At 51.2% G+C, this 23,721-nt stretch carries 19 protein-coding genes, 1 tRNA gene and 1 other RNA gene; 9 read left to right on the top strand and 12 right to left on the bottom strand.

The features are described 5' to 3' along the window. Positions 1-220 precede the first annotated feature (220 nt). The 5 genes from F4Z13_03675 to F4Z13_03695 all read left to right on the top strand — a co-directional run bounded on the left by F4Z13_03675 (position 221) and on the right by F4Z13_03695 (position 5,250). Positions 221-1,021, top strand: a complete 801-nt coding sequence (locus tag F4Z13_03675; protein ID MXZ48344.1) for a tryptophan synthase subunit alpha — start codon at positions 221-223, stop codon at positions 1,019-1,021. Positions 1,022-1,042: 21 nt separating this feature from the next. Beyond that, positions 1,043-2,359 (top strand): hypothetical protein, encoded by a 1,317-nt coding sequence (locus F4Z13_03680; protein MXZ48345.1) that lies wholly within the window; start codon positions 1,043-1,045, stop codon positions 2,357-2,359. A gap of 131 nt (positions 2,360-2,490) precedes the next feature. Then, a complete protein-coding gene (locus F4Z13_03685; protein MXZ48346.1) occupies positions 2,491-3,519 on the top strand; it encodes an N-acetyl-gamma-glutamyl-phosphate reductase in 1,029 nt (342 codons plus the stop codon). Between the two features lie 7 nt (positions 3,520-3,526). After that, positions 3,527-4,972: an acyl--CoA ligase gene (locus F4Z13_03690; protein ID MXZ48347.1), complete on the top strand. Its 1,446-nt coding sequence runs from the start codon at positions 3,527-3,529 to the stop codon at positions 4,970-4,972. Beyond that, positions 4,969-5,250: an acyl carrier protein gene (locus tag F4Z13_03695; GenBank protein ID MXZ48348.1), complete on the top strand. Its 282-nt coding sequence runs from the start codon at positions 4,969-4,971 to the stop codon at positions 5,248-5,250. Before F4Z13_03690 ends, F4Z13_03695 begins: the two co-directional genes overlap by 4 nt. Before the next feature lie 178 nt (positions 5,251-5,428). On the opposite strand, the gene F4Z13_03700 is transcribed toward F4Z13_03695, so the two are convergent. From F4Z13_03700 to F4Z13_03710, 3 genes are all read right to left on the bottom strand, one after another. Next, positions 5,429-6,730 (bottom strand): hypothetical protein, encoded by a 1,302-nt coding sequence (locus F4Z13_03700; protein ID MXZ48349.1) that lies wholly within the window; start codon positions 6,728-6,730, stop codon positions 5,429-5,431. Between the two features lie 322 nt (positions 6,731-7,052). Further along, the gene (locus F4Z13_03705; GenBank protein MXZ48350.1) at positions 7,053-8,792 is read right to left on the bottom strand and encodes an NAD+ synthase; all 1,740 of its coding nucleotides are present in this window, start codon (positions 8,790-8,792) and stop codon (positions 7,053-7,055) included. Between the two features lie 71 nt (positions 8,793-8,863). Further along, positions 8,864-9,469, bottom strand: coding sequence for a CPBP family intramembrane metalloprotease (locus F4Z13_03710; GenBank protein MXZ48351.1), 606 nt, complete (start codon positions 9,467-9,469; stop codon positions 8,864-8,866). Between the two features lie 77 nt (positions 9,470-9,546). Here F4Z13_03710 and F4Z13_03715 point away from each other — a divergent pair, with 77 nt between their 5' ends. Further along, positions 9,547-10,332, top strand: a complete 786-nt coding sequence (locus tag F4Z13_03715; protein ID MXZ48352.1) for a biotin--[acetyl-CoA-carboxylase] ligase — start codon at positions 9,547-9,549, stop codon at positions 10,330-10,332. Here F4Z13_03715 and F4Z13_03720 read toward each other — a convergent pair. After that, positions 10,329-10,670, bottom strand: a complete 342-nt coding sequence (locus tag F4Z13_03720) for a hypothetical protein (protein ID MXZ48353.1) — start codon at positions 10,668-10,670, stop codon at positions 10,329-10,331. The two genes, F4Z13_03715 and F4Z13_03720, sit on opposite strands and share 4 nt — an antisense overlap. 148 nt (positions 10,671-10,818) lie before the next feature. Between F4Z13_03720 and gltB the strand changes: the two genes are divergently transcribed. Genes gltB through F4Z13_03735 form a run of 3 tightly spaced genes read left to right on the top strand, consistent with a single transcriptional unit; the run spans position 10,819 to position 18,168 of the window. After that, entirely contained in the window at positions 10,819-15,417 is a 4,599-nt protein-coding gene (gene gltB / locus F4Z13_03725) for a glutamate synthase large subunit (protein MXZ48354.1), read from the top strand. Positions 15,418-15,449: 32 nt separating this feature from the next. Beyond that, positions 15,450-16,934 (top strand): glutamate synthase subunit beta, encoded by a 1,485-nt coding sequence (locus tag F4Z13_03730; GenBank protein ID MXZ48355.1) that lies wholly within the window; start codon positions 15,450-15,452, stop codon positions 16,932-16,934. Between the two features lie 34 nt (positions 16,935-16,968). Next, a complete protein-coding gene (locus F4Z13_03735; protein ID MXZ48356.1) occupies positions 16,969-18,168 on the top strand; it encodes a tyrosine--tRNA ligase in 1,200 nt (399 codons plus the stop codon). 66 nt (positions 18,169-18,234) lie between these two features. Here the strand turns inward: F4Z13_03735 and rnpB are convergent. The 8 genes from rnpB to F4Z13_03775 all read right to left on the bottom strand — a co-directional run bounded on the left by rnpB (position 18,235) and on the right by F4Z13_03775 (position 23,708). Then, an RNA gene (gene rnpB, locus F4Z13_03740) (RNase P RNA component class A) lies at positions 18,235-18,601 on the bottom strand. After that, a complete protein-coding gene (locus F4Z13_03745) occupies positions 18,602-19,018 on the bottom strand; it encodes a ribonuclease HI family protein (GenBank protein MXZ48357.1) in 417 nt (138 codons plus the stop codon). Positions 19,019-19,046: 28 nt separating this feature from the next. Then, the gene (locus tag F4Z13_03750) at positions 19,047-19,748 is read right to left on the bottom strand and encodes a hypothetical protein (protein MXZ48358.1); all 702 of its coding nucleotides are present in this window, start codon (positions 19,746-19,748) and stop codon (positions 19,047-19,049) included. Between the two features lie 128 nt (positions 19,749-19,876). Then, positions 19,877-19,950, bottom strand: a tRNA-Ile gene (locus F4Z13_03755). A gap of 94 nt (positions 19,951-20,044) precedes the next feature. Next, a complete protein-coding gene (locus F4Z13_03760; protein ID MXZ48359.1) occupies positions 20,045-20,812 on the bottom strand; it encodes an ABC transporter ATP-binding protein in 768 nt (255 codons plus the stop codon). A 1-nt stretch (position 20,813) separates the two neighbouring features. Further along, positions 20,814-21,851 (bottom strand): iron ABC transporter permease, encoded by a 1,038-nt coding sequence (locus tag F4Z13_03765; GenBank protein ID MXZ48360.1) that lies wholly within the window; start codon positions 21,849-21,851, stop codon positions 20,814-20,816. Continuing rightward, positions 21,838-22,704 carry an ABC transporter substrate-binding protein gene (locus F4Z13_03770; GenBank protein MXZ48361.1) on the bottom strand — a complete coding sequence of 289 codons (867 nt, stop codon included), beginning with the start codon at positions 22,702-22,704 and terminating at the stop codon, positions 21,838-21,840. Before F4Z13_03770 ends, F4Z13_03765 begins: the two co-directional genes overlap by 14 nt. 8 nt (positions 22,705-22,712) lie before the next feature. Continuing rightward, entirely contained in the window at positions 22,713-23,708 is a 996-nt protein-coding gene (locus F4Z13_03775; protein ID MXZ48362.1) for a zinc-binding dehydrogenase, read from the bottom strand. Positions 23,709-23,721: the final 13 nt, after the last annotated feature.

Here is a 23,721-nt window from a genome sequence, read left to right on the forward strand (position 1 = left end):
GTGAAGAGAGTTATAGCGTCAAGTTTAGTTCAATCTAAGCTGTAAATTTAATAGGCTGCAACAAAGGAGAGAGTTGGTAATCGAAAATCGGATGATATTTTCAATTCTTGACAATAACCATACGCGCGTATATAAAGCTTCCGAAGGTTGGAGGTTCGTTTTTTATTCTGTCTGCTTGCGATTTCTGCGTTTCCAGACTGCCGGCTTCTTATAAAAGCACATGGGAAGGATAAAGGAAAAATTCCGCGAACTTCGGGAGAAAAACAAAGCGGCTTTAATCTGCTATGTTACCGCCGGGGATCCCGATATCGACTTGACCGAGCAGATCATTGACCACCTGGAGGCAAGCAGTGTCGACATGGTGGAAATCGGCATACCCTTTTCGGACCCCATGGCGGACGGGCCGGTGATCCAGGCTGCCTCGGAACGGGCTCTTGCTAACTCGACATCCCTCTCCGACGTGCTTTCGCTTGTTAAAAGGATAAGGTCCCGCTCGGATATTCCCGTGATACTTTTCGGCTACTACAACCCTTTTTTCTCCTATGGTACCGAGCGATTCGCGCGCGACGCCCGCGAGGCGGGAGCGGACGGAGTTCTGGTCGTTGATCTTCCGCCCGAGGAAGCCGGGGAACTGAACGTCCATGTCGAGCAAGAGGGGCTTGACCGCATTTTTTTGCTTGCCCCTACGAGTACCGAAGAAAGGATAGAGATGGTGTCGCAAAACGCCTCGGGTTTTATCTACGTGGTTTCGGTCACCGGGGTCACAGGAGCACGTCCTGACATGGACTACGATCTCGAGGATCTGGTGGAAAGAATAAAGCACCGCTCTGAGCTTCCCGTCGGGGTAGGTTTCGGGGTGTCCTCCGCACGCCAGGCTGCCGCGATAGCCTCTTTTTCCGATGCTGTTATCGTGGGGAGCGCCCTTGTGAGAATAATCGAGAGCGGTGGAGAGGGAAGGCAGGAAATGCTAGGCAGGATTTCAAGCTTCACAGAGGAACTTAGCGCCGCCTGCTACAGATAGATGCTCTGAATTCCAGATACTATGAGTACGAACGGGGAAAGGCGATATATGTTCATCGGAGAATTTGATATTCTCCTGATGAGCCTTTTTAAGAACAGGGGTAAGGTAACAGAACTTGATTCTCCCGATGACGCGTTCAAGCAGAAGGGAACCTTTACGCTTATAGTCGTAAACAACGAATTTGCAACCAAGGAGTTTCTGGTATCCCTTGCTCGCAGTTATTCCACGAGCCCGATAGTTGTTTCCGCCGACGGTAAGAGGCGCAAGGACGGCTATATAGCGAGATACGTGAGATTCGATGAAGTCGCAACCAACCAGATATCCTTTGAGGAGAAGCTCGCGAGGTCCGATATCTCCGTAAGACTGATAAGAGAGGTTCACCGCGACGCGAAAAAGCTTCTCATACTCGTTCATAACCACCCCGACCCGGACGCGATCGCAAGCGCCATGGCCCTTCGGACCCTTCTTAGAAGAAACAGGAAAACGGCGACCATAGGCTACCTCGGGGAGAAAATTTCAAGACCCGAGAACGTGGCCATGGTGGAGCTTATGGACATAGACTTGCAGGTGATTTCCCCCGATGACATAAAAAATTTCGATTCCATAGCGCTTGTCGATGTGCAGCCCTCTTATTTCAGAGGCGAGATTGCGGATGTCGATTCGGTGATCGACCATCATCCAATAACCCCCGAGTGCGATGCGAAATTCACAGAGATAAGTTCCGAGGAAGGAGCTACCGCGACGATCATGACCCGGCTCCTCAGGGCCGCGCAGGTTGAGATTTCCGCAAAACTCTCGACCGCGCTTCTCTACGGTATAAAAACTGACACCATGATTCTCAACAGGGGTGCGGATCTTGACGACCTTGAAGCGTTCACATATCTCTACAATCAGGCTGACTTGGGTTTGCTCAGGAGAATAGAGTCCAAAAACCTGTATTCAGAAGAGATCAAACACTACGGCCAGGCACTCTCAAGACACTGGATAAATGACGGAATAATTTTCATGAACCTGGGAAGGATAGAAAAGGAACATCTTATTGCCCAGGTGGCTGACATGGGGATGAGGGTGGAGGGGGTCAACTGGTCTGTTGCCTTCGGAATTGTTTCCGGTTCCCATGTGGTTATATCGATAAGAAACAGCGGATCCGTCAAGAGCGCCGGGCGGCTGCTTTTCGAGCTTTTTGACGAAATAGGAAGCGCCGGAGGACATAGATCCTACGCCAAAGCCGTGATTCCCATGCAAGAAGTGAGGGAACTTATAGGAAAGACCTCGCGCAAGAACATAGAGCAGTGGATCGACAGGGTATTTAGAACCGCGACCGCTCAGAAGGCCTGAGGATTGAAGCCAACCTCTTTTTTCCGCTGAACCCGGTTTTTCCCTTGCGCTTTTAAAGCTATATTAATGATAGCAAGTCCCATATTAATCAAGGTGGATTTGCGACGAACAGCTTGGTTTCCCAATAGAAGATGAAACTCAAGACGGCAATTCTGGGAGTTACGGGTTATGTCGGCCAGCAGCTTCTTTCCCTTCTGGCGCGCCATCCTAACATTGATCTGCGGGTGCTTACGTCTGAGAAGTTCTCGGGCAGGAGGGCGGATGAGGCGTTTCCGCATCTTTTGGGCTACTCGGATATTATCCTAAGTCCCGTATCGAAAATTCGTGACTCAGAACCTCTCGATCTTCTGTTCTCCTGTCTTCCCGGGGGAACCTCTTCTGTTTTCGTGCGGAAGTTCCTTGAGAAGGGCGTAAGGGTGATTGATCTCAGCTCCGACTTAAGATTCTCTGACCCTGCCGACTACTCCCAGGCTCACGGCGTAGCGCCGCGCTTTCCCGAACTTCTCTCTCAAGCGGTCTACGGACTTAGCGAACTTAACCGCGAGAGAATAAAAAACGCCCCGTTGATTGCTAACGCGGGTTGCTACTCTACCTGCGTTTCTCTCGCCATAGTGCCTTTTCTTAAAGAGTATGAAGTGGAAAACGACATTATAGTGGACATAAAGTCCTCTTTTTCGACTTCGGGACGAGCGCCGAAACCCGAGAGTCACTACACCGAGGTAAAGGAGGACGTATCCGCCCGTGGGGCTGGAGGGGATGACCAGAAACATGAGATTCTTCGCGTGCTCGACGATTTCTGCGGCGTGAAGAAGAAACTGCTTTTCTTTAATACACGTATTCCGGTTAAAAGGGGAATAATGGCCACTTCGTATCTCAGGCTCCGCTCGGAGACCTCCCCCGATGAGGTAAGGGAACTTTACGCCGGGTTCTACAGAGATGATGCTTTCGTCCGGGTCTGCGACGAGCCGCCCGGAATGGCGTCTGTTTCCGGTTCCAACTATATCTCTTTGGGTTTCTGCGAGCGGGAAGGGCACTTTGTCATCGTCTCGGTTCTTGACAATCTCATGAAGGGAGCCGCGGGCCAGGCCGTTCAGAACATGAATATAGCCTTTGGATTTTCCGAGGACACTGGACTCGGACAAGTTCCCCTTTTCCCGTGACGGGGCGATGAGAAACTACTGCGAAATACTTTATTCAAACCTGGAGCGAAATCCCCGGGGAGCGGCCGTCTGGTATCAAGGAGAAATCTACAGCTACGCGCGGCTCTGCGGCTTTGTTGACGGCTTTTCCTCGTTTCTTTCCAACCTGGGGGTGTCACGGGGGGATAAGGTATGCGTCTTCCTTCCCAATTCACTTTCCCTTGCCGTATCCGTTTTCTCGATAGCGAGACTTGGAGCTGCCTGCGTTCCAGTTGACAGCGCATGCGGAACCGAGGAGATGAGGCACTATCTTGAGTTCTTGCATCCGGCCCTGATCGTTACGGACGAATCTATTGCGCATACCGTGAACGCCGTTTCCGGAGGCATAACCACCGTTTGCGTGACCCGGGACAACTTTCTTGGCGACGCTCCCGCGGATCCGCCAGGAAACCGTCCTTCGGAGAAAGCCATCTACCTTTTTTCCACTGGCTCAACCGGAAAGCCCAAGTGTGTTGCGAGAAGCCACGCCAACATGATCGCCCTTGCCCGGAATCACACGGCTACCATAAACTGGGATAGCGGGGACAGGATTCTTTTTTCGATTCCGATATCGCATACCTATGGCTTTGGGAACTTCGTAAGCGCCGTAAGCGTCGGGGCGTGCTGCTATTTCCTTCCGAGGTTTACCAGAAAAGAGGTCCTCGGCGTGCTTGAAGAAGAACAGATAACGATCTTTCCCGCCGTTCCGTTCATGCTAGAGCCCCTCGCTCGAAGCGTGAGCCGTGGGGATTATGATTTCCCGCGGCTAAAGCACGTTATTTCCGCCGGGGCCCCCCTGCCCGAAGAAACCTTTTTTTCCTTCCACCGGGCTTTCGGCGTCTATCCCCGCCAGCTCTACGGTTCCTCCGAGACCGGGGTGATGGCAATTAATATCGCGGAGAACATGGAGGAGAAGCGTCTTTCAGTCGGAGTACCGGTTGAAAACGTCGTTATAAGGGTGGTCTCGGAAACCGGGGGCGAATTTCCGGTCGGGCAGATCGGCGAGATAATAATAAGGAGCCCTTCCATGACAGACGGCTACGTTGATTTTCCGGAAGAGACCGAGAGGGTTTTTGTCGACGGTTTTTACCACACCGGGGACCTCGGAATGTTCGACGGCGACGGGTATCTTTTCATTCGCGGAAGAAAGAAGCTTTTCATCAATATCTCTGGGAACAAGGTTGACCCGTTCGAGGTTGAAAACCTGCTTATGACTCACGGGGGAATAACGGAAGCTGCGGTGATAGGAGCCCCTGGAGCCGGGGGCAGGGAAGAGGTAAAGGCCTTTATCGTCGCGGACGGACTCACGAGGCGGGAAGTTGTCAGCTTCTGCAGGGGGAAAATTTCCGACTACAAGATTCCCGCGAAGATGGAATTCGTAGACGCACTTCCGAGAAGCCCTGCGGGCAAGGTATTGAGGGAGAGACTTAAGTGAGCGCGCGGAAAGAAATTCTGGGAGAGAAAATAAGGCGGCTTGTCATCGGCAAGTTCAATCTTGACATTGAGCCTCAGGATATATCGGCCGAGCAGTCGCTGATTGAACTCGGAGTCGGCGTTGATTCTGTGTCAACCCTTGAGTTCATTATGGAGCTTGAAGAGGAACTAGGAGTTTCCATTGACGAATCCGAAGTCAACCTCGGGGTTCTTGAGACTGTTGAGAGCCTTTCTGAATTTATAATATCAATCGGGTCTGTTGGTAAGGACAGAACTTAGAAACGAGTCGGCGTCTTTGTGAGCAGGGGGGGTAGATATAATTCCTCTATCCTCTTTGATCATTGCTACGGTCTTTTACGTATTCACGTAACCTTGAACTAGACCGGATCAACCCGAACTCCACCGGCTTTTGAGAAGGTGAAATTCGGGTTGAAGAAATACCAAACCGGTTTTGCTTTTATCCTAGAGTCGGGCGTCTTTTAAATGAAACTGCCAAAAACAGGACTGACATAACCAGAAACAGGTTGAGCAGGCTGCTTTGAGTCGTATTTCGGGTTCCCGAGATTGCGCACCCTCCGTCATCTGGAGTTTCCATCTCCGGCGTCTCCGTTTCCGGTGTCTCCATTTCTGGTGTCTCCGATCCTAAGTAAAGTCCAGAACCAAAGATGAAGATTTGACTGGGATTAAAGGGATTAGGAAAGGGTTCGACATAACCCAACTTGGGCGAGGAACCGCCGGCGCCACCGCCGGGGGCTTCGTCTCCTTCTATAGCCGGATCGTCCCAATCATAATTGACAAAGCGCTCGTCTTCCTCTGTTTTCTTTGACGCTTCTATGAGTCTTTCAATAATGTCAACCAGGGTCTGGTTCTGGCCTCGCAGCAGATTTGTCTGCTCAATATTTCTGTTTCCCCCGTTAAAGATCACGTTGCCTTCGTCATCCATGATCCAGATGTAGGTCGATACGTGTCTCCAAGGTCCATCCTCGGCCCTGAAGAGCTTCCGTGTTTTTACTAGATCGATTTCGGGATCCTCCAGAGCTCTGCCGAAGAAATCAATCGCCGCTTTCACGAACATTTTCAGTTCTTCCCTGGTATCGACCTCCTCGGCTGTTATGGAGGGGGTTATTGTCTCGGCGCCGGGCAGTTGTTCATAGGGAATTTTGTCAACCTCGGGCTGCAGGTCGAAACCGCCGATCAGGATATAACGCTGCATGGTGAAGGGATCGGTAAACGGGATCGCGTAGCTTCTCTTGTCTCCGTCGTTGTAGTAGTCGACAAACCCTCCAGTCAGGAGTGGCGCGTTTAGAAAGCCCTGTCCAACCATGTTCCCCCGGTCGTCTTCAAGCATGGACCAGTCCTCATCTTCAAGCTCCCTGTTGTCCATGTGGGCTTGTACGCCGCCGCCGCCCGTAAGAAGAACAAGGTATGTGGAACCGTCATTCCAGTCCCCAATCTTCCTGAACTCGTCAACGAGTTCGGTTGCTTCTGCAAAGGTCGTGACCCGCGCAAGATGAGCTGCCGCGTGTCCTACAAAAGTTGGTAAATTTGACCTGTCCGCGGTTACATCCGAGGCGGTTGAAGTTAGAGGTATAGGTGAAGGAGGGGAATGAGGATCATCTTGATGTGCAAAGGCCGGGAACATGTAGGAAAAAACGCCGAGCAGCCCCAGCACGGAACAGAAAAAAACCATTAGCCTTAAACTTTTCATAATATTCTCCTTTTTGCCTGAGTTAGGTGAATTTTGAATTCGCCCAAGCATTTTTCCGCATTATAAATACTGGATGATCCTGTTTCTAATAGGAGTTTCTTTAAAAGCCGGGTCAGAGTCAAGATTTTTTCTGAATCTCCCTGCTGCTTCTTTGTACCCGAACCCGCAGTAGTCTATTGGGGCTGGTTGTGATTTTCGCTCTGAAATTGACCGGTATGGCGGAAGCTGACTGTAGGGGCCGATCAATTATTGAAAAAATCGACACGGATTTACGTCATGTAGGCATATGCACTGATGTACGTCTCCTCATGAATCAAGTTGAACAGTAAACAAGCGGGCACCGAACCTCCGCAAACTCATCATGCTGGCGTCTTTATTTTTTGTAGAGGTTGGTTATCGGGAAGCGACGGTCCTTTCCGAAGGCAAGGGACGTTATTTTTATCCCTGGAGCGCTCTGCCTTCTTTTGTATTCGTTGGTGTTAACCATTCTGATTACTCTCCGCACGACGCTTCTTTTCTCCCCGAGCTTTACTATGTCGTCGACCCCGAGGCCGTCTTCCACATAGGCTTTCAGTATCCTGTCGAGCGTGTCGTATTCGGGAAGCGAGTCGATGTCTTTCTGGTCGGGGCAAAGTTCGGCTGAAGGGGGTTTTTCAATTACTGATTTTGGTATTATCTGCTTTCCCCGAAGACGGTTGTAATAATGGGAAAGTTCGTAAACCATGGTTTTGGGCACGTCCTTTATCACCGCGAATCCCCCTGACATATCGCCGTAGAGGGTAGAATAGCCGACCGCGAGTTCACTTTTGTTCGATGTGGCAAGCACGAGCCACCCGAACTTGTTTGAAAGCGCCATGAGGATATTTCCTCTTATCCTCGCCTGGATGTTCTCTTCCGTTACGTCTGACTCCATTCCGGAGAAAAACTCGGCGAACATTTCCTCGTAGCACCTGAAGACGTCTTCTATGGGAATGCTTAAAAGTTCGATTCCGAGATTGTGCGCGAGCTTTTTCGCATCAGTGACGCTTCCCTTGGAACTGTACATTGAAGGCATGGAAACTCCGACGACTTTTGAGGGTCCGACGGCTTCTGTGGCAATGACGGTTGTAAGCGAAGAATCTATCCCGCCGCTTAACCCAATCACCACCTTTTCAAAGCCGTTTTTTCTTATGTAATCCCCGGTGCCGAGGACAAGTGCCGAGAAGGCGCATTTTAAAGGATCTCCTGAAGGATCAGTCTGTTTCCCCGGGATTTTCACTTTCCGCTTTGTTTTCGTAGTCTTAAGCGTGAATGTTTCGAGCTGGTTTTCCTCGAAGGAGAGCTCGTATCTTGTCTTTCTTATGGTCGGAGTGTTAAGCCTTGATTTGTAAACCCTTTCGGTGTTAACGTCGCAGACCAGCATGTCTTCTTCGAAATGTCGTGCAGTGGCGACGATGTTGCCTTTTTCATCTATCAACATGCTGTTTCCGTCAAACACAAGCTCGTCCTGCCCGCCGACCATGTTGCAGTAGGCTATTATTGTGTTGTAGTCAACCGCCCTTGTGGCGAGCATCCTCTCCCTCGCCAGAGGCTTTCCCATGTAGTAGGGTGAAGCCGAGAGGTTGAATATGATCTGGGCGTTTCCCAGCAGAACTTGGCTTCTTATAGGTTCTCCGGGATACCATATGTCCTCGCAGATCGTAACCCCGAAAGTCATTTTTCCCATGGAGTAAACGGGAAACCGTCTTTCTGACTGGAAATAGCGGTTCTCGTCGAACACTCCGTAGTTGGGAAGGCGGAGTTTGTGGTATACGTCGATTAGTTCTCCTCTCTGGATTACGGCTGCCGAGTTGAATATGTCGTCCTTTTTATCGACAAAGCCCACTATGACGACCATGTTGTCCGGACAGTGCTTCTTTATTTCGTCAAGCGCCCGGATGTTGTCGTCGATGAACTCGGGTTTAAGAAGAAGATCCTCGGGGGGATAGCCGGTCACGGAAAGCTCGGGGAAACACAAAATGTCTATATCGAGACCTCGCGCCGCCTCGATCACTTTGGTTATTTTCTTAGTGTTTCCGGTTATATCCCCCACGCTCGGGTTGATCTGGGAGAGCCCGGTCCGCAACTGTTTCATCTGAAAACTATACTTGTAACCGCAGGATATTTCGAGAATTCTACGGCTTGCGGGCTTAAGGGAGACTCTGACTAAGCAAGTCTAAAAGACAGGTAAACGATATTTGCGGCGAAGTGAAAGAAGACGCTTGACCAGATGTTTCCGGTTCTCATGTATAGGTACCCCATGACAAGCGAAGGGAAAAAGGTAAGGGCGTTCTGCGCGCAGTAGGCCCCACCGGAGAATACGCAGATCACGAGAAGATGCGCCAAGGCGAAAAGCACACTTGCCGCAATAATCGCGCCCCATCCGTTGCCGAGAGTTCTCTGAAGGTATCCCCTGAAGAAAAACTCCTCGGGAAACGCGATAACTACAAGGTGCGTGAGCACGAAAAGCGCCGTCGGTTCAACGAATCTAACCGTTTTTCCCAAATAGGCTGAAAAAAGGTATAGGCAGATCAGGTAGGAGAAAAGCACCGCAATAGAAATTACCGCTCCCCGAACCAGTCCCCGCAGATCAAACCTCAAAACATCCACCGCGCCGCGGCCAAGCAGAAACGGAACCCAGAGCATGAACCCCGCCGAGAGTAAAAGGGCGTACTCACGGCCAATCGCGGCTCTTGAGATTATGATCGCCACTATCACCACCCCGTAGGCGGCAAACGGTATCGCAAGGTTTTTCGGAAGAAGTCGTTTCACGGAACCGGGTTTTTTTTCTTGAGCAGGAGTTCCGACTATAATACTTGAATATCTCGCAAAAGGGGTGCTTTATCTGCATGGAAATTTCGAGAATAAGAAAACATCTTCAAGCGGAAAAAGTTGGCGGGCAGCTTTTTGTTTTCAATGAGTTAGGTTCCACAAATGACGTCCTGCGTGAACTCGTAGCGGAAGGCTCAGACGCGGACGGAACGGTAGTGGTTTCCGATTCGCAGACCGGGGGCAGGGGACGGCTTGGGCGAAAGTGGGTATCTCCCGGGGGCATGAATCTTTATCTCTCCGCCTTGTTTCGCCCGGAGGTCTCTCCGAAGATATCCTCCGTCTTTACCTTCCTTGCGTCCTGCGCCCTTGTCGAGGTTTTCTCAGCCTATGGCGTGGACGCCGAGATAAAGTGGCCGAACGATATTCTTGTCGGCGGGAAGAAAATTTCGGGGGTGCTCACGGAACTTGGAACCTCCGGCGGCGCTATCGACTATCTCGTAATCGGCATCGGGGTTAATCTCAATTTGCCTGAGGAATTCATCCGCAGTGAAATGGAGGATATTTCAGAGAAAACCACCTCTCTTTCTATACTCCTCGGAGAGGAAGTTAACAGGGAGAAGTTCTGCGCGGAGCTTATTAACGCCCTTGACCGGTTCTACGGGGAGTTTCGTCGCCGCGGGACAGGGGCGATTGTGGATACGTGGATCGAGATGTGGGGATTTCTGGGAAAGGAGGTATCCGTAGACGTCTCGGGAGAGGTTGTAAGCGGAGTCGTGGAACGCGTCGATGCAAATGGATTTCTTTACCTGAGAACGGATGAAGGCGACCTTCGCAAGGTGATTACTGGAGATACTGTTTTTTAGAGAACCTCGATTATTTCATGGCGAAGCCTGCGCATCAGGTCCATCCATTCGTTTATCGTCTCCTCAGGTTCGTCGCTTACGTCTTTTTTTATGACTATTCCGTAGACCCTGGGTTCTACGGCGCATTTCCCGTATTTTTCTGCGACGATGGAGCCGAATCTGTAGAGTATATCGAGAGCCTTTCTGTCCTTTCCCTCGAACCTGCTCACGAGGACCATCTCGGAGGAAAAACCCTCGAATATCCTGTTCCACAAAGTCGCGCTTGACTCCATGTGGAAAGAGAGGATTATGCTTTCAGGGTCTTTTTTCTCTTTGATTTTCTGGGGATTAATTGCCATCTTTCCTTGTTTATTATAACCGTGAGAGGTGCGTGTGCGGAGTTTCGGATTTATGTTATAATTACACGATGGCGTCTGAAGAGGTTGCTTACGCCGGCATCAGTTCTCGCGTTGTTTTTTCATAACAACACAACAGGCGGACAGTTATATGAATTTTAAGAAACTTCCCGAAAAAAGGGGGCTTTACGACCCTGCGTTTGAACACGATTCCTGCGGAATAGGATTCGTTGTTAACGTTAAGGGCGTCAGATCAAATTCCATAATCCGCGATGCTATAACCGTCCTAAAAAACTTGGAGCACCGCGGGGCTTGCGGATGCGAGCCGAACACGGGAGACGGTGCCGGAATACTGTTCCAGAAACCCCACGCGTTTTTCGTCGACGCCTTGAAATCTGAGGGAATCATTCTCCCGTCAGAAGAGGATTACGGAGTCGGAATGATGTTTCTTTCTCCGGATCCATCTGTTGAGAAGAAAACGAAAAAGAGGCTTGAGGATATAGTCACCGAGGAAGGCCAGAGCGTTTTGGGCTGGCGAGCCGTTCCGACCGACAATTCCTCTCTGGGTGCGACCGCTCTAGGGTGTGAGCCCGGGATAAGGCAGATATTCATCGGCCGGGGAGACGGAACCCCCGCCGGGGACGATTTTGAGAGAAGGCTCTACATAATAAGAAAGCGCGCGGAGAACGAAATAAAGACCGCGGGGCGCGACGAGTCTTTCTATGTGCCTAGCCTTTCGTCGAGGACAATAGTTTACAAGGGAATGCTTGTTACCTGGCAGCTTGTGCCCTATTTCCCGGACCTTACCTCTGAGCTCATGGAAAGTGCAATAGCGCTTGTGCACTCGCGTTTCAGCACGAACACGTTTCCGAGCTGGGACAGGGCTCACCCTTACAGATACGTGATACATAACGGTGAGATAAACACGCTTCGTGGGAACATAAACTGGATGCACTCAAGGCAGGCCGTTTTGGAATCCGAGTTCTACGGCGACGACATAGAAAAAATCTTTCCGGTGATAGCTCCCGAGGGAAGCGATTCCGCCTCTTTTGATAACGCGATGGAATTTCTTTGCCTGTCGGGCTACTCGATAGAACACGCCGTGATGATGATGATTCCCGAGCCGTGGTCAAAGCACGAGAGCATGTCCGAGGAGAAAAAGGATTTCTACAGGTTTCACAGCTGCCTTATGGAACCTTGGGACGGTCCTGCTTCCATAGCTTTTACAGATGGCGAGAAAGTGGGAGCGGTGCTTGACAGAAACGGGCTTCGTCCCACGAGATATTACGTTACCAAGGACGACACCGTGGTGCTGGGTTCAGAAGTGGGAGTCCTCGACATACCGCCTGAGAGGGTGAGCTACAAGGGCCGCCTGCTCCCGGGAAGGATGCTTCTTATAGACACGCGTGAAGGCCGCATCGTTGGCGATACGGAACTCAAAAAGAGACTTTCAACGGAAAAACCCTACGGAAAGTGGCTCAGAGAAAACATGGAGAGCTTCTCCAGGATTATGGAAGGAGAGCCGGCGGAGACTCCGCCCGAGTATGACTCCGAAACGCTTCTTACGAGGCAGAGGGTCTTCGGCTACACCTTCGAGGATCTGCGCATTCTCCTGGGTCCGATGTCGAAAAACGCGGTCGAACCTGTGGGTGCCATGGGAGTCGATACCCCGCTTGCGGCGCTCTCTGACGAATCGAAGCTTCTTTACAACTATTTCAAGCAGATGTTCGCTCAGGTCACAAATCCCGCTATTGACGCCATACGCGAAGAACTTATAACCGGGACCATGGTCACGCTGGGCAAGACGGCCAACATACTCCGTCCCGAGGCGAAAAGCTCCGAGAAATTAGAACTTGCGACCCCGTTTCTTACGAACCCGGAAATCGAAAAGCTGAAAACCATTCGCGGGGAAAAGTTCCGCTGCGAAGTAATCCCCACCCTTTTTGATCCCGAAAAGGGAACCGAGGGACTCGAGGAGGCGCTCTCCGGGATATTCGCCCGCGCCGATGAACTCATAGAAAAGGGAGCCAACATCCTGGTTCTCTCGGACAGGGGTTTTGATGCTGAAAATGCCCCCATTCCTGCCTTGCTGGCGGTCTCGGGGCTTCACCACCATCTGATAAAAAACGGAAACAGGATGCGCACGGCGCTCGTTATTGAATCGGGCGAACCGAGGGAGACTCACCACATGGCGCTTCTTATAGGCTACGGCGCAAGTGCCGTTGCCCCCTACATGGCTTACGAGACTCTAAACGGCATGATCCACCAGAACATGCTTGTGGGCATATCTTACGAGGAAGCGGTCTCCGGGTACGTGAAGAGTCTCGTGAAGGGCATAGTGAAAATAATGTCCAAAATAGGTATTTCCACGGTGCAAAGCTACCATGGGGCACAGATATTCGAGGCCCTCGGGCTAAATACCGAGTTTGTCGGGAAATACTTCACCTGGACGGCTTCCCGTATACAGGGAGTAGGAATTGACGTCATAGCGGAGGAATCGATAAAACGCCACTCCAAGGCTTACGCGGAAAGGGATGTTGAGACCGCGACGCTTGAGACCGGAGGGGTTTACAGGTGGAGACCCGACGGAGAGCGTCACATGTACCACCCGCGCACAGTGCACAAGCTTCAGGAAGCCTGCCAGACGAGAAGCTACGAGAAATTCAAGGAATACACGAAGCTTGCAAACGATGAGGAAAAGGAACATTTTACGCTCCGCGGTCTGATGGAGCTTAAGTACTCGGATAACCCCGTGCCGCTTGACGAGGTGGAGTCGGTCGAGAGCATATGCAGAAGGTTCAAGACGGGGGCTATGTCCTACGGGGCGATAAGCAAGGAGGCCCACGAAAGCCTTGCGATCGCGATGAACCGGATAGGAGCCAAGAGCAACACGGGGGAAGGGGGAGAAGATTCCGACAGATATACCCCCGATCCGAACGGGGACCTCAGAAGAAGCGCCATAAAGCAGGTTGCTTCCGGCCGTTTCGGCGTCACGAGCGAATACCTGGTGAACTCGGACGAAATACAGATAAAGATAGCCCAGGGAGCGAAGCCGGGTGAAGGGGGACAGCTTCCCGGGAGAAAGGTTTACCCGTGGATAGCCAAGGTGAGGCTCTCGACTCCGGGAGTGGGGCTGATATCGCCTCCCCCGCACCACGACATCTACTCGATCGAGGACCTGGCGCAGCTCATCTACGATCTTAAAAACGCGAACAAGCACGCGAGGATAAACGTCAAGCTGGTTTCCGAGGTCGGCGTCGGTACCATAGCCGCTGGTGTGGCGAAGGGTCATGCGGACGTGATACTCATAAGCGGAACCTCTGGGGGAACGGGAGCATCCCCGCAAAGCAGCATACACCACGCGGGACTTCCCTGGGAACTGGGCATAGCCGAGACGCATCAGACGCTTGTTCTTAACAATCTTAGAAGCAGGGTGGTTCTTGAGACGGACGGTCAGATGAAAACCGGAAGGGATGTGGCCATCGCGGCCCTTCTGGGTGCCGAGGAGTACGGGTTTTCCACGGCTCCGCTCATAGTTCTCGGATGCATAATGATGAGGGTCTGCCATCTTGACACCTGTCCCGTGGGAGTTGCCACGCAAAACCCCGAGCTTCGAAAAAAATACACCGGAGATCCGGCGCACGTGGTCGATTTCATGCATTTTGTTGCCTCTGAGTTCCGCGAAATAATGGCGAAGATGGGCTTTAGGACCGTAAACGAGATGATAGGCAGAACAGACTGCCTCGAGATGAGAAAATCGCTTGATCACTGGAAGGCCAAAGGCATAGATATAAGCAGCATCCTTTTCCGTCCCGAAGTTCCCGAGGACTGGGGAACCTACTGCCAGATCGAACAGGACCACGGTATACAGAACTCTCTTGACGAAACCGTCCTGATGGATCTATGCCGTCCGACGATTGAAAAGGGAGAGAAGGTCCGTGCCGATGTCTCCATAAAGAATGTTAACAGAACTGTAGGGACCATAGTTGGAAGCGAGCTTACGAGAAGATACGGCCTTGATGGGCTTGAGGAGGATACGATAAGGCTTCATTTCTCTGGTTCGGCGGGCCAAAGCTTCGGAGCCTTCGTTCCCAAGAGCATGACACTTATTCTCGAGGGTGACTCGAACGACTACACGGGAAAGGGGTTTTCTGGAGGGAAAATGATTATTTATCCACCGAAGGAGTCCACCTTCGTTGCGGAGGAGAATATAATAATCGGGAACGTAGCGTTCTACGGTGCCACCGGAGGGGAAGCCTACGTGAGAGGTGTTGCCGGGGAGAGGTTCTGCGTGAGAAACAGCGGAGTCCGCACCGTGGTGGAGGCTGTTGGGGATCACTGCTGCGAGTACATGACCGGGGGCCGCGTCGTGGTGCTGGGTTCGACCGGGAGGAATTTTGCGGCCGGGATGTCGGGCGGCATGGCGTATGTTTACGATCCCGAGGGGGGTTTCCACGGAAGGTGCAATACCGAATCCGTGTTCCTTGAATTCGTGGAGGAGAATGACGAAGCGGAACTTCTTGGGATGATAAGGAAGCACTTTGAGTACACTGGAAGCGAGGTAGCGCAGCGGATATTGGAGAACTGGTCCGGGAGTCTTCCCAGATTCGTTAAGGTAATACCAAAAGACTACAAGAGAATGCTCGAGCACATAAACCGCGCGCAACAGAGCGGTCTTTCAGGTGACGAAGCTCTTATGGCAGCCTTTGAGGAAAACAAACGAGATCTCGCGCGCGTAAGCGGAAACTGACGCGGAAGCTCTGACGGAGGAGAAGTTTTTCAATGGGTGATCCCACAGGTTTTATGAATTACAAAAGGAAGCTCGGGCCTGACAGGGATCCTGCCCGCAGAATCGCCGACTGGGACGAGTTTCACGGCCATCTCCCCGAAAAAGAACTCGCCACTCAGGGTGCAAGGTGCATGGACTGCGGGGTCCCCTTCTGCCAGACGGGCCAGATAATCGGCGGCATGACCGCGGGATGCCCCATAAACAACCTTATACCCGAGTGGAACGACCTGATTTATTCGGGACTCTGGAGAGAGGCTCTCGAGAGACTTCACAAGACGAACAATTTCCCCGAGTTCACGGGCCGGATATGCCCCGCTCCCTGCGAGGGGTCGTGCGTTCTGGGCATTAACGAGCCCGCGGTCACCATAAAAAGCATAGAGTGCGCCATAGTCGACAGGGGTTTTGAGGAAGGATGGATAACCCCCGAGCCCCCCGAGATCAGAACCGGGAAGAAAGTCGCCGTCATAGGCTCCGGGCCCGCGGGACTTTCCTGCGCCGCGCAGCTTAACAAGGCGGGACATTTGGTCACCGTGTTTGAGAGGGACGACCGCATCGGTGGACTGCTCATGTATGGAATTCCCAATCCTCACCTCGACAAGAAGATAGTCGACCGCCGCGTCGATATACTCGCGGAAGAGGGAATCGAGTTCGTCACCAACACGGAAGTGGGAAAGGATATCGACGGAAACGAACTCGTAGAGAACTTTGACGCGGTCGTGATATGCACGGGAGCTACGAAGCCTAGGGATCTTCCGATTGAGGGAAGGGACCTTGATGGAATCCACTTTGCTATGGAGTTTCTGAGGGCCAACACGAAGAGCCTTCTTGACAGTGGGCTCGCCGACGGCTGCTACATCTCCGCTGCGGACAAAGACGTTATCATTCTCGGGGGTGGCGACACCGGAACTGACTGCGTCGCGACATCCATGAGACACGGATGCAGGAGCCTTCTTCAGTTCGAAATACTTCCCAAGCCTCCGCTCGAAAGGACTGCGGATAACCCGTGGCCGCAATGGCCTAGGGTGTACAGGCTTGATTACGGCCAACAGGAGGCCATGGCGGTTTTCGGAGAAGATCCGAGAAGGTATCAGGTTCTTACCAAAAGATTCGTAGGAGACGCAGAGGGCAGAGTGGCGGAACTTGAGACCGTACGCATTGAGTGGTACATTGGGGATGACGGAAGGATGGCTTTTCGGGAAGTTGAGGGTTCCGAGCAGAAATGGCCATGCGGGCTAGTGCTTTTGGCCCTCGGATTCTTGGGACCCGAGCAGGAACTCCTCCAGCAGATGAATATCCATACCGACGAGCGCTCAAACGCCATGGCGGAATACGGAAAGTACATGACGAACGTCGAGGGAGTCTTCGCCGCGGGGGACTCGCGCAGGGGGCAAAGCCTTGTGGTCTGGGCTATAAACGAGGGAAGAGAAGCCGCAAGAGAGTGCGACAGGTATCTTATGGGGTCAACCGATCTTCCATAAATAGGCTAAACCCGCTGCGAGGAGGAATTTCCAGATGGCCTTCGCTGATCCTAAAGAACAATTAAAGGTAATAAGACGAGGAACCGAGGCGATAATTCCCGAAGAGGAGCTTCTTTTGAAGCTTGAAGCTTCAAGAGCGAACGACCGTCCCCTGAAGGTAAAGGCAGGGTTTGACCCCACCTCCCCCGACCTGCATCTGGGTCACGGGATAATCCTCAAGAAACTCCGCGATTTTCAGACCTTGGGCCACGAAGTTCTTTTCCTGATAGGGGATTTCACTGCCTACATAGGAGATCCCTCCGGCAGGAGCGAAACCCGCCCTTCGATTTCAAAAGAGGAGATAATCAAGAATTCAAGGACCTACGAACGTCAGGTTTTCAAGGTTCTTGACAGAAAAAAGACCCAAATTCTTTCAAACTCCCGCTGGCTCAGCAATCTTGATCCAGAAGAGTTCCTCGGGCTTACCTCTCTGGTTAACGTATCGCGGATACTTGACCGGGATGATTTCTCAAAGAGGTACAGGGAGGGAGTGTCCATTTCCCTCAGGGAGTTCATATATCCCCTGGTGCAGGCGTACGACTCGGTGCAGATGCACTGCGACGTTGAACTTGGCGGTACGGATCAGACCTTCAACATACTGCTCGGCCGCGATTTCCAGAGACATTACGGACAATCTCCGCAGGTAGGAGTTTTTCTTCCAATACTTGAGGGAACAGATGGGGTAAAGAAGATGTCAAAGTCGCTTGGAAACTATATAGGTCTTGACGAATCTCCGCAGGATATATACGGGAAAATGATGTCGATTTCTGACGATCTTATGTGGAGATACTATCTTCTTTTAAGCACCTGCAATGAAAAAAAGATACGAAAATTAAGAACTGAGCATCCCATGGATGCAAAAAAAGGGCTTGCTAGGGAAGTTGTTTCCTGGCTCCACGACACCCAGAGTGCCCTTGAAGCCGAACGGGATTTTGAGACCAAGTTCTCAAAGAGATCTTTTCCAGAAGACGCAAAGGAAAAAGACTATGTTCCCGGCTCCCGAAAGATAGTTGATCTTGTTATAGGAGTGTCCGATTCCGTCAGCACTAAAGGGGAGGCTAAAAGGCTCATATCTCAGGGAGGACTTGTCATAGACGGAGAGAAGTACACCGATCCGAATTCGGAATTTCCTGACAAAATCGCTTTCGAGATTAAAATCGGGAAAAAAGAGTTCCTGAAAGTCGTTATCAAGTAATCAGGCCCGTTTTTTTTCCAGATGATTCTGACCGTATCGAACCTGTCTACGCGAGAACATGGGAAGGAAGCGAGTCAGCCTGTAAGCCGAGTTCTGTCAAGTACAGTCATCCATCTGAGATATCTGTTGCCAGGATACCTTAAGCGACTACCCGAAAACCAGGACGGGCCGCCCTGACCGGACAGTTGTCCGGATGTTTTCCTATTTGTCTTTCTTCAGGCGGGGTTTGCCTTGCCTCCTCCATCACTTTCGGAGCGGTGGTCTCTTACACCACCTTTTCACCCTTACCGGGACGCCTACGGCGCCCAGGCGGTATGCTTTCTGCTGCACTTTCCGTTGTCTCGCGACACCTGGTTGTTAACCAGCGCCCTGCCCTGCGAAGCTCGGACTTTCCTCCCGCGTACAAGCCGCGGGCGACCGCACGACTGACTCGCTAATCATTAAAATATCTATCTATCGCTTGGTTCGCAAGACTGTCAGCCTCTGCGTTATTCTCCCTAGGGATATATTCTATTTCGAGTGCCGGAAGGGATGAAGCGAGTTTTTTCGCTTCCGAGTGAAGTATTCTAAGCTTTGAATCCTTTACTTTCCAGAGCCCGTTCATCTGACTTGCGACAAGCTGGGAATCAGTGTGAATTTTCACCTTTGAGCTGTCTTTAGCCACGAGATAACCGAGCGCTTTTATGAGCGCCTTGTACTCCGCCTCGTTGTTCGTTCCGCTCCCGATATATTCCCTTATTTCCTCTCTTGTTCCGTCCGGGCGGATAACAAGAACCCCGATTCCGGATTTTCCCGGGTTTCCCCTTGACGCTCCGTCTATATAGACTTCGGTTGTTTTTTCTGGGGACATGTTTTTAATTGCATAACCGCTTGGGCGGTTACGGATTCGTGTAAAGAATTTTCTTACAGTTCGGGCACTGAACCAATTTTGTCTGTTTCAGTATTTCATTGTAGAGCTGAGGCGGGATGTTTATGTTGCAGCTTGTGCATTTCTCGTTTTCAGCAAGCGCAAGCGCCCTGCCGTTTCTTTTGAAGATTTTTTCGTAAAGGGGAAGTATTTTCGGGTCTATGGTGGATAGGATTTCGCTTTTTTCCTTCTCCGCCGGTTCGCGGGAAATCTCGAGTTCTTCGATCTTTTTTTCTTTTTCCGCGATCTGCCCCGCGTATTGCTCTTTTAGAGTCGCGTAGTTTTCCTTCTCTTCGGCAAGTGTTTCCTCGGTCTCTTCGATTTCCCCCATTACCGAGATCGTGCGGTCTTCTATCTCGAGGTTTTCTTTTCTGGTATCGGTTATTTCCTTCTGGAGCGCCTCGTATTCCTTGTGGGTCTTTATGGCAAACAGCCTTTCCTCGGATTTTTTTATGGATTCCTGATTGGAGAGAAGAGAGGATTCAAGACCGTCTCTTTGCGCCTTGAGTTCTGAGAGAGTGGTTTCCTTGAGATTTATCGATTCTTCTTTTTCAAGGAGGTCTTTTTTAAGGTTGTCGATTTCGTTTGGGTATCTTTCCAGCCCTTCAGTTAACTCTCTGATTCTTAAGTCAACTGTCTCAAGTTTCTGCAGGCTTTCAATATGCTGTTGCATAACTTTTTACTTCAGGCGAAGCAATCCCGATGTGCTTTTTAGAGGGAAAGATGGTATTTCGGGGGCTTTTGGATGGGGTTGCTTCGGCTTTCTCTTTATTGACCTTCATGGTCTCTGTTTCTCAATTCTGGGCCCACCCGGACTCGAACCAGGGACCGACGGATTATGAGTCCGCTGCTCTAACCAACTGAGCTATGGGCCCTAATAAAACTAGGAAACACAATATAGTTGATCGAATTTTTTTGTCAAATCATCGTTTCAAAAAGTGTAAAAACCGGTATTTAGGCCTACTGTTCTTACCGGAAGACAAGAAGATTTTCGTTTCTGGGGTCCCATGAACCCCTTACTTTAAATACCGACGAGAGAAGCTTTTCCGAAAGCACGCGGGACGGTCCTCCCAAGGCTGCGACTCGTCCATTCTCAAGTACAAGGATCCTTTCGCAGAACTTGCTCGCAAGATCAAGGTCGTGGAGAACGGCCACGACCCCTTTTCCTTCTTGCGCTAGCGACTCGAGCAGTTCCATGAGGGCGAACTTGTGGTGTATGTCAAGGTGGGAGGATGGCTCGTCAAGGAAAATAAAATCGGTTTCCTGTGCAAGAACCCTTGCGATCGACACTCTCTGCTGCTCTCCTCCCGAGAGTGTCGTTACTTTTCTTCGAGAAAACCCTTTCAAGTCCACAAGCGAAAGGCAATCCTCGGCGCGCTTTATATCTTCTTTGCTTTCGCTTTCGAGAATTCCTAGGTACGGATACCTTCCCGTAAGTACTACCTCAAGCACGCTCAGCGGAAAATCGAAATACGAGGTTTGAGGGAGAAACGATATTTTTTTGTAAAGTTCTTTTGCTTCGTATCCCGAGATATTCTCTCCATCAAGCAGGATGCGGCCTCTGGTGGGATTGATTATACGGGCAAGAAGGCGAAGAAGCGTGGATTTCCCCGCGCCGTTGGGGCCGACTATGCCCAGAAACTCGTTTCTTTTGATCTCGAAGCTTACGTCGTCAACTATGATTTTTCCGTTTACTCCGTAACTGAGTCCCGATGTTTTTAAGGGTTCTCCTTGCATTCTACGCAATTCCCCTCCCGCTGAAATTTCGCCTCAGCAGAAACACGAAGAAAGGAACTCCGATGAAGGAAGTGATTATCCCGAGACGAAGTTCCTCAGGGCTCATGACGGTTCTTGCTATAAGGTCTGCTACAGGCAGAAATATGGCTCCGGCGATAAAACTTGCGGGCAGGAGCCGGCGATGATCTACTCCGATTAGCAACCTTATTGAGTGCGGAATTATAAGTCCGACGAACCCCACGATGCCGCTTACCGCCACGCTTGCTCCAACTATTAGGGAACTCAGGACTATGAGATGTTTGGTTGTTTTCTCTATGTCGATACCGACGGTCTTCGCTGTCTCGTAGCCTAGGAGTCTTGCGTTTAGGTTCTTAGCGTAAAAAAGCAGCATGATCGAGGCGGCAAGCACGGGAACCGCGGCCATTGCAAAATGCATCCAGGTGCGCGAGTCGACTCCACCCATTATCCAGAAGAGCATTTCCTTCATTGACCACGCGTTTGACACCGAAAGCACGAAAGTCGTGAGAGAGACAAAAAGTGTTCCTAGAGCTACCCCGCAGAGAAGAAGCGTCGTATTCTCGACAAAACCCCTGTAACGTGATATTCCGTAGACTGCGTATGCCGTGAGAAGTGTGCCTGCAAACGCTGCGAGAGGGAGCAGAAGAAACCACTGCTGATGAATACCTGTGTAGATTGCCAGAACGGCGAAAAAAGCCCCTCCACTTGACCAGCCCAGTATTCCAGGTTCGGCCAAGGGGTTTCTGAACATCGCCTGCATTACCGCTCCCACAATTGAGAGTCCTCCTCCTATTGTGGCGGCGAGAAGAACCCTAGGGAGCCTAACGTTCCAAACGATAAGTTCCTGTGATTTTTCGATTCCCGCTCCGGTATCAAGCCAGAGCAGCTTGCCGGCTATCACGCTGATTACTTTGTCAAACGGAACGCTCACCGTCCCGAGCGATACGCACACAACGACGGTCAACAAAAGCAGTGAGGCAAGTATTGCATATAGGGAAAGCGTTTTCTTACCGGTCGGCATTGTTCTCTGCTCTGAATATCAGGTTCACCAGATCAATTACGGCCTGTGCCGCATAATGAGACGCGGCGTCCAGATGTTTTCCCGCGACGACTATGATCTTTTTGTCTCTGAAGGCGGAATTTTTGAACATCTGGCCTACAAAATCCGGGTGAGATGGATTATAACTACTTGTAAGCACTAGGTCAGGGTTGTTCTGGATTACGTATTCGGTAGATATGTTGCTGTATCCGCTTAGCCCGAGGCGTGCCGGGAGGTTTATGGCTCCGGAACTTTCTATTATGTCGTTTATGGTTGAGCGTTTGCCGACCGTGAACCCTGGAGCTCCGTAGAAAAGAACCGTCGGGACTTTTGCGTGAGGCGGAATCTTTGCCTTGGCATCCGCGATCTGGGTTTCCATTTTTTTTACGAGGTTTTTCGCCGCAGCTTCCTCGCAGACAGCTTCTCCAACTAGTTTTATATTCTTTTTTATACTCTCAAGAGAGACGATTTTGTGGAGCACCAGTACTTTTATCCCCGCTGCCTCAAGATGTGCCCGTATGTTCGGGTTGGTGTGATCCGCGACTATCACGAGATCCGGAGATTTTACAATTACCTGCTCGAGGTTTGCTTGGACCTGTGGAATTCCCCGCGCTTTTTCCACGACATTTGAGATCAGAGGGTCGGTCGAGAAATAGGTAAGCGCAGCTATTTTTTTTCTGTCGCCGATTATATCGACTAGGATTTCATCTGAAGCCAAAGTGAGCGATATTATGCTTTTTGGGCAGGGCGGTTTTGCTAGGCATACAACTGGCGCGGCGAAGAGGGCAAACAGGAACGCCGCGAACAGATTTCTGATACTCACCTTGAAAATCAGGCTTTTCCTTACGGGTTCAGGATGACTTTTCCGAACTGCTGGCGGTCTTCGAGAATTTTCTGCGCCGCAGCTGTTTCACTCAGGTGAAACCTGCTATGTATCGAAGGTTTCAGGGCACCTTCCTCAGCAAGCTGTGCGACTTTTTCGAAGTGTTCCGCCCGGGCGTTAAACACCGTTACTCCCAGTACGGAGAGGTCTTTCATAATAAGCGGGCCGAGGGCTGCTTCCGTGGCGCCACCCCCGGCAACTCCGATCAGCAGAAGTTTTCCCCCGGGGGCTAGGTACTGCGTGTTCTCTTTCCACACCGAAGCTCCCACGGGATCGAAGATCATGTTTATCTTATGCGTTTTTGTAATTTTCTTTAGTTCTTCTCCGAGGTCTGAGGAGTTATAGTTTATGGTGACGTCGGCTCCGATTTCTTTTGCCTTCTCAAGTTTTTCGTCGCTTCCCGCGGTAGCTATCACGAAGGAGTCGAAGAGCTTGGCTACCTGGATCGCCGCGCTTCCGGTTCCGCTTCCCGCCGCGTGCACAAGCACTGTTTCTCCCTTGGCGATATTCGCTCTTTCGCAGAAGCCGTACCAGGCGGTGACGTAGCAGGTTGGAAGGGTCGCCGCGTCGTCAAAGGAGAGCCCTTCGGGAATCGATACCACGTTGGATGAAGGTATCTTTACATATTCGGCGAATCCTCCGTGGAGATTGACCCCGACTATCTCAAGACCCCTTTCCGAGCGCACGGCCGGCATGATCATGACCCGATCGCCCGTTTCCACGTCAGACACGTCCTCGCTTTTCTCGCATACAATGCCCGCCACGTCTACTCCCCCCACGTGCGGCAGGGGCACTGGACGGGGTGATTTCCCGCTTCTGAGCCTCAGGTCGACGAAGTTTATGGAGGAGGATTTTACCTCTACAAGGACTTCTCCCGGTCCAAGTTCCGGCTTACTTACCTCTTCGTATTTAAGAACGTCAGTTTCTCCGAATTCGTGATAGATAATCGCTTTCATTGTTACGAACTCC

The sequence above is a fragment of the Candidatus Dadabacteria bacterium genome (genome assembly GCA_009837205.1).
Taxonomy (GTDB): domain Bacteria; phylum Desulfobacterota_D; class UBA1144; order Nemesobacterales; family Nemesobacteraceae; genus Nemesobacter.

Excerpts from the sequence above, each read along its gene's own strand:
- F4Z13_03750 (MXZ48358.1), bottom strand. The coding sequence starts at position 19,748 with ATGCAACAGCATATTGAAAGCCTGCAGAAACTTGAGACAGTTGACTTA.
- F4Z13_03690 (MXZ48347.1), top strand. The coding sequence starts at position 3,527 with ATGAGAAACTACTGCGAAATACTTTATTCAAACCTGGAGCGAAATCCC.
- F4Z13_03700 (MXZ48349.1), bottom strand. The coding sequence starts at position 6,730 with ATGCTTGGGCGAATTCAAAATTCACCTAACTCAGGCAAAAAGGAGAAT.
- F4Z13_03760 (MXZ48359.1), bottom strand. The coding sequence starts at position 20,812 with ATGCAAGGAGAACCCTTAAAAACATCGGGACTCAGTTACGGAGTAAAC.
- F4Z13_03705 (MXZ48350.1), bottom strand. The coding sequence starts at position 8,792 with ATGAAACAGTTGCGGACCGGGCTCTCCCAGATCAACCCGAGCGTGGGG.
- F4Z13_03715 (MXZ48352.1), top strand. The coding sequence starts at position 9,547 with ATGGAAATTTCGAGAATAAGAAAACATCTTCAAGCGGAAAAAGTTGGC.
- F4Z13_03745 (MXZ48357.1), bottom strand. The coding sequence starts at position 19,018 with ATGTCCCCAGAAAAAACAACCGAAGTCTATATAGACGGAGCGTCAAGG.
- F4Z13_03735 (MXZ48356.1), top strand. The coding sequence starts at position 16,969 with ATGGCCTTCGCTGATCCTAAAGAACAATTAAAGGTAATAAGACGAGGA.
- F4Z13_03720 (MXZ48353.1), bottom strand. The coding sequence starts at position 10,670 with ATGGCAATTAATCCCCAGAAAATCAAAGAGAAAAAAGACCCTGAAAGC.
- gltB (MXZ48354.1), top strand. The coding sequence starts at position 10,819 with ATGAATTTTAAGAAACTTCCCGAAAAAAGGGGGCTTTACGACCCTGCG.
- F4Z13_03775 (MXZ48362.1), bottom strand. The coding sequence starts at position 23,708 with ATGAAAGCGATTATCTATCACGAATTCGGAGAAACTGACGTTCTTAAA.
- F4Z13_03675 (MXZ48344.1), top strand. The coding sequence starts at position 221 with ATGGGAAGGATAAAGGAAAAATTCCGCGAACTTCGGGAGAAAAACAAA.
- F4Z13_03765 (MXZ48360.1), bottom strand. The coding sequence starts at position 21,851 with ATGCCGACCGGTAAGAAAACGCTTTCCCTATATGCAATACTTGCCTCA.
- F4Z13_03685 (MXZ48346.1), top strand. The coding sequence starts at position 2,491 with ATGAAACTCAAGACGGCAATTCTGGGAGTTACGGGTTATGTCGGCCAG.
- F4Z13_03730 (MXZ48355.1), top strand. The coding sequence starts at position 15,450 with ATGGGTGATCCCACAGGTTTTATGAATTACAAAAGGAAGCTCGGGCCT.
- F4Z13_03680 (MXZ48345.1), top strand. The coding sequence starts at position 1,043 with ATGAGTACGAACGGGGAAAGGCGATATATGTTCATCGGAGAATTTGAT.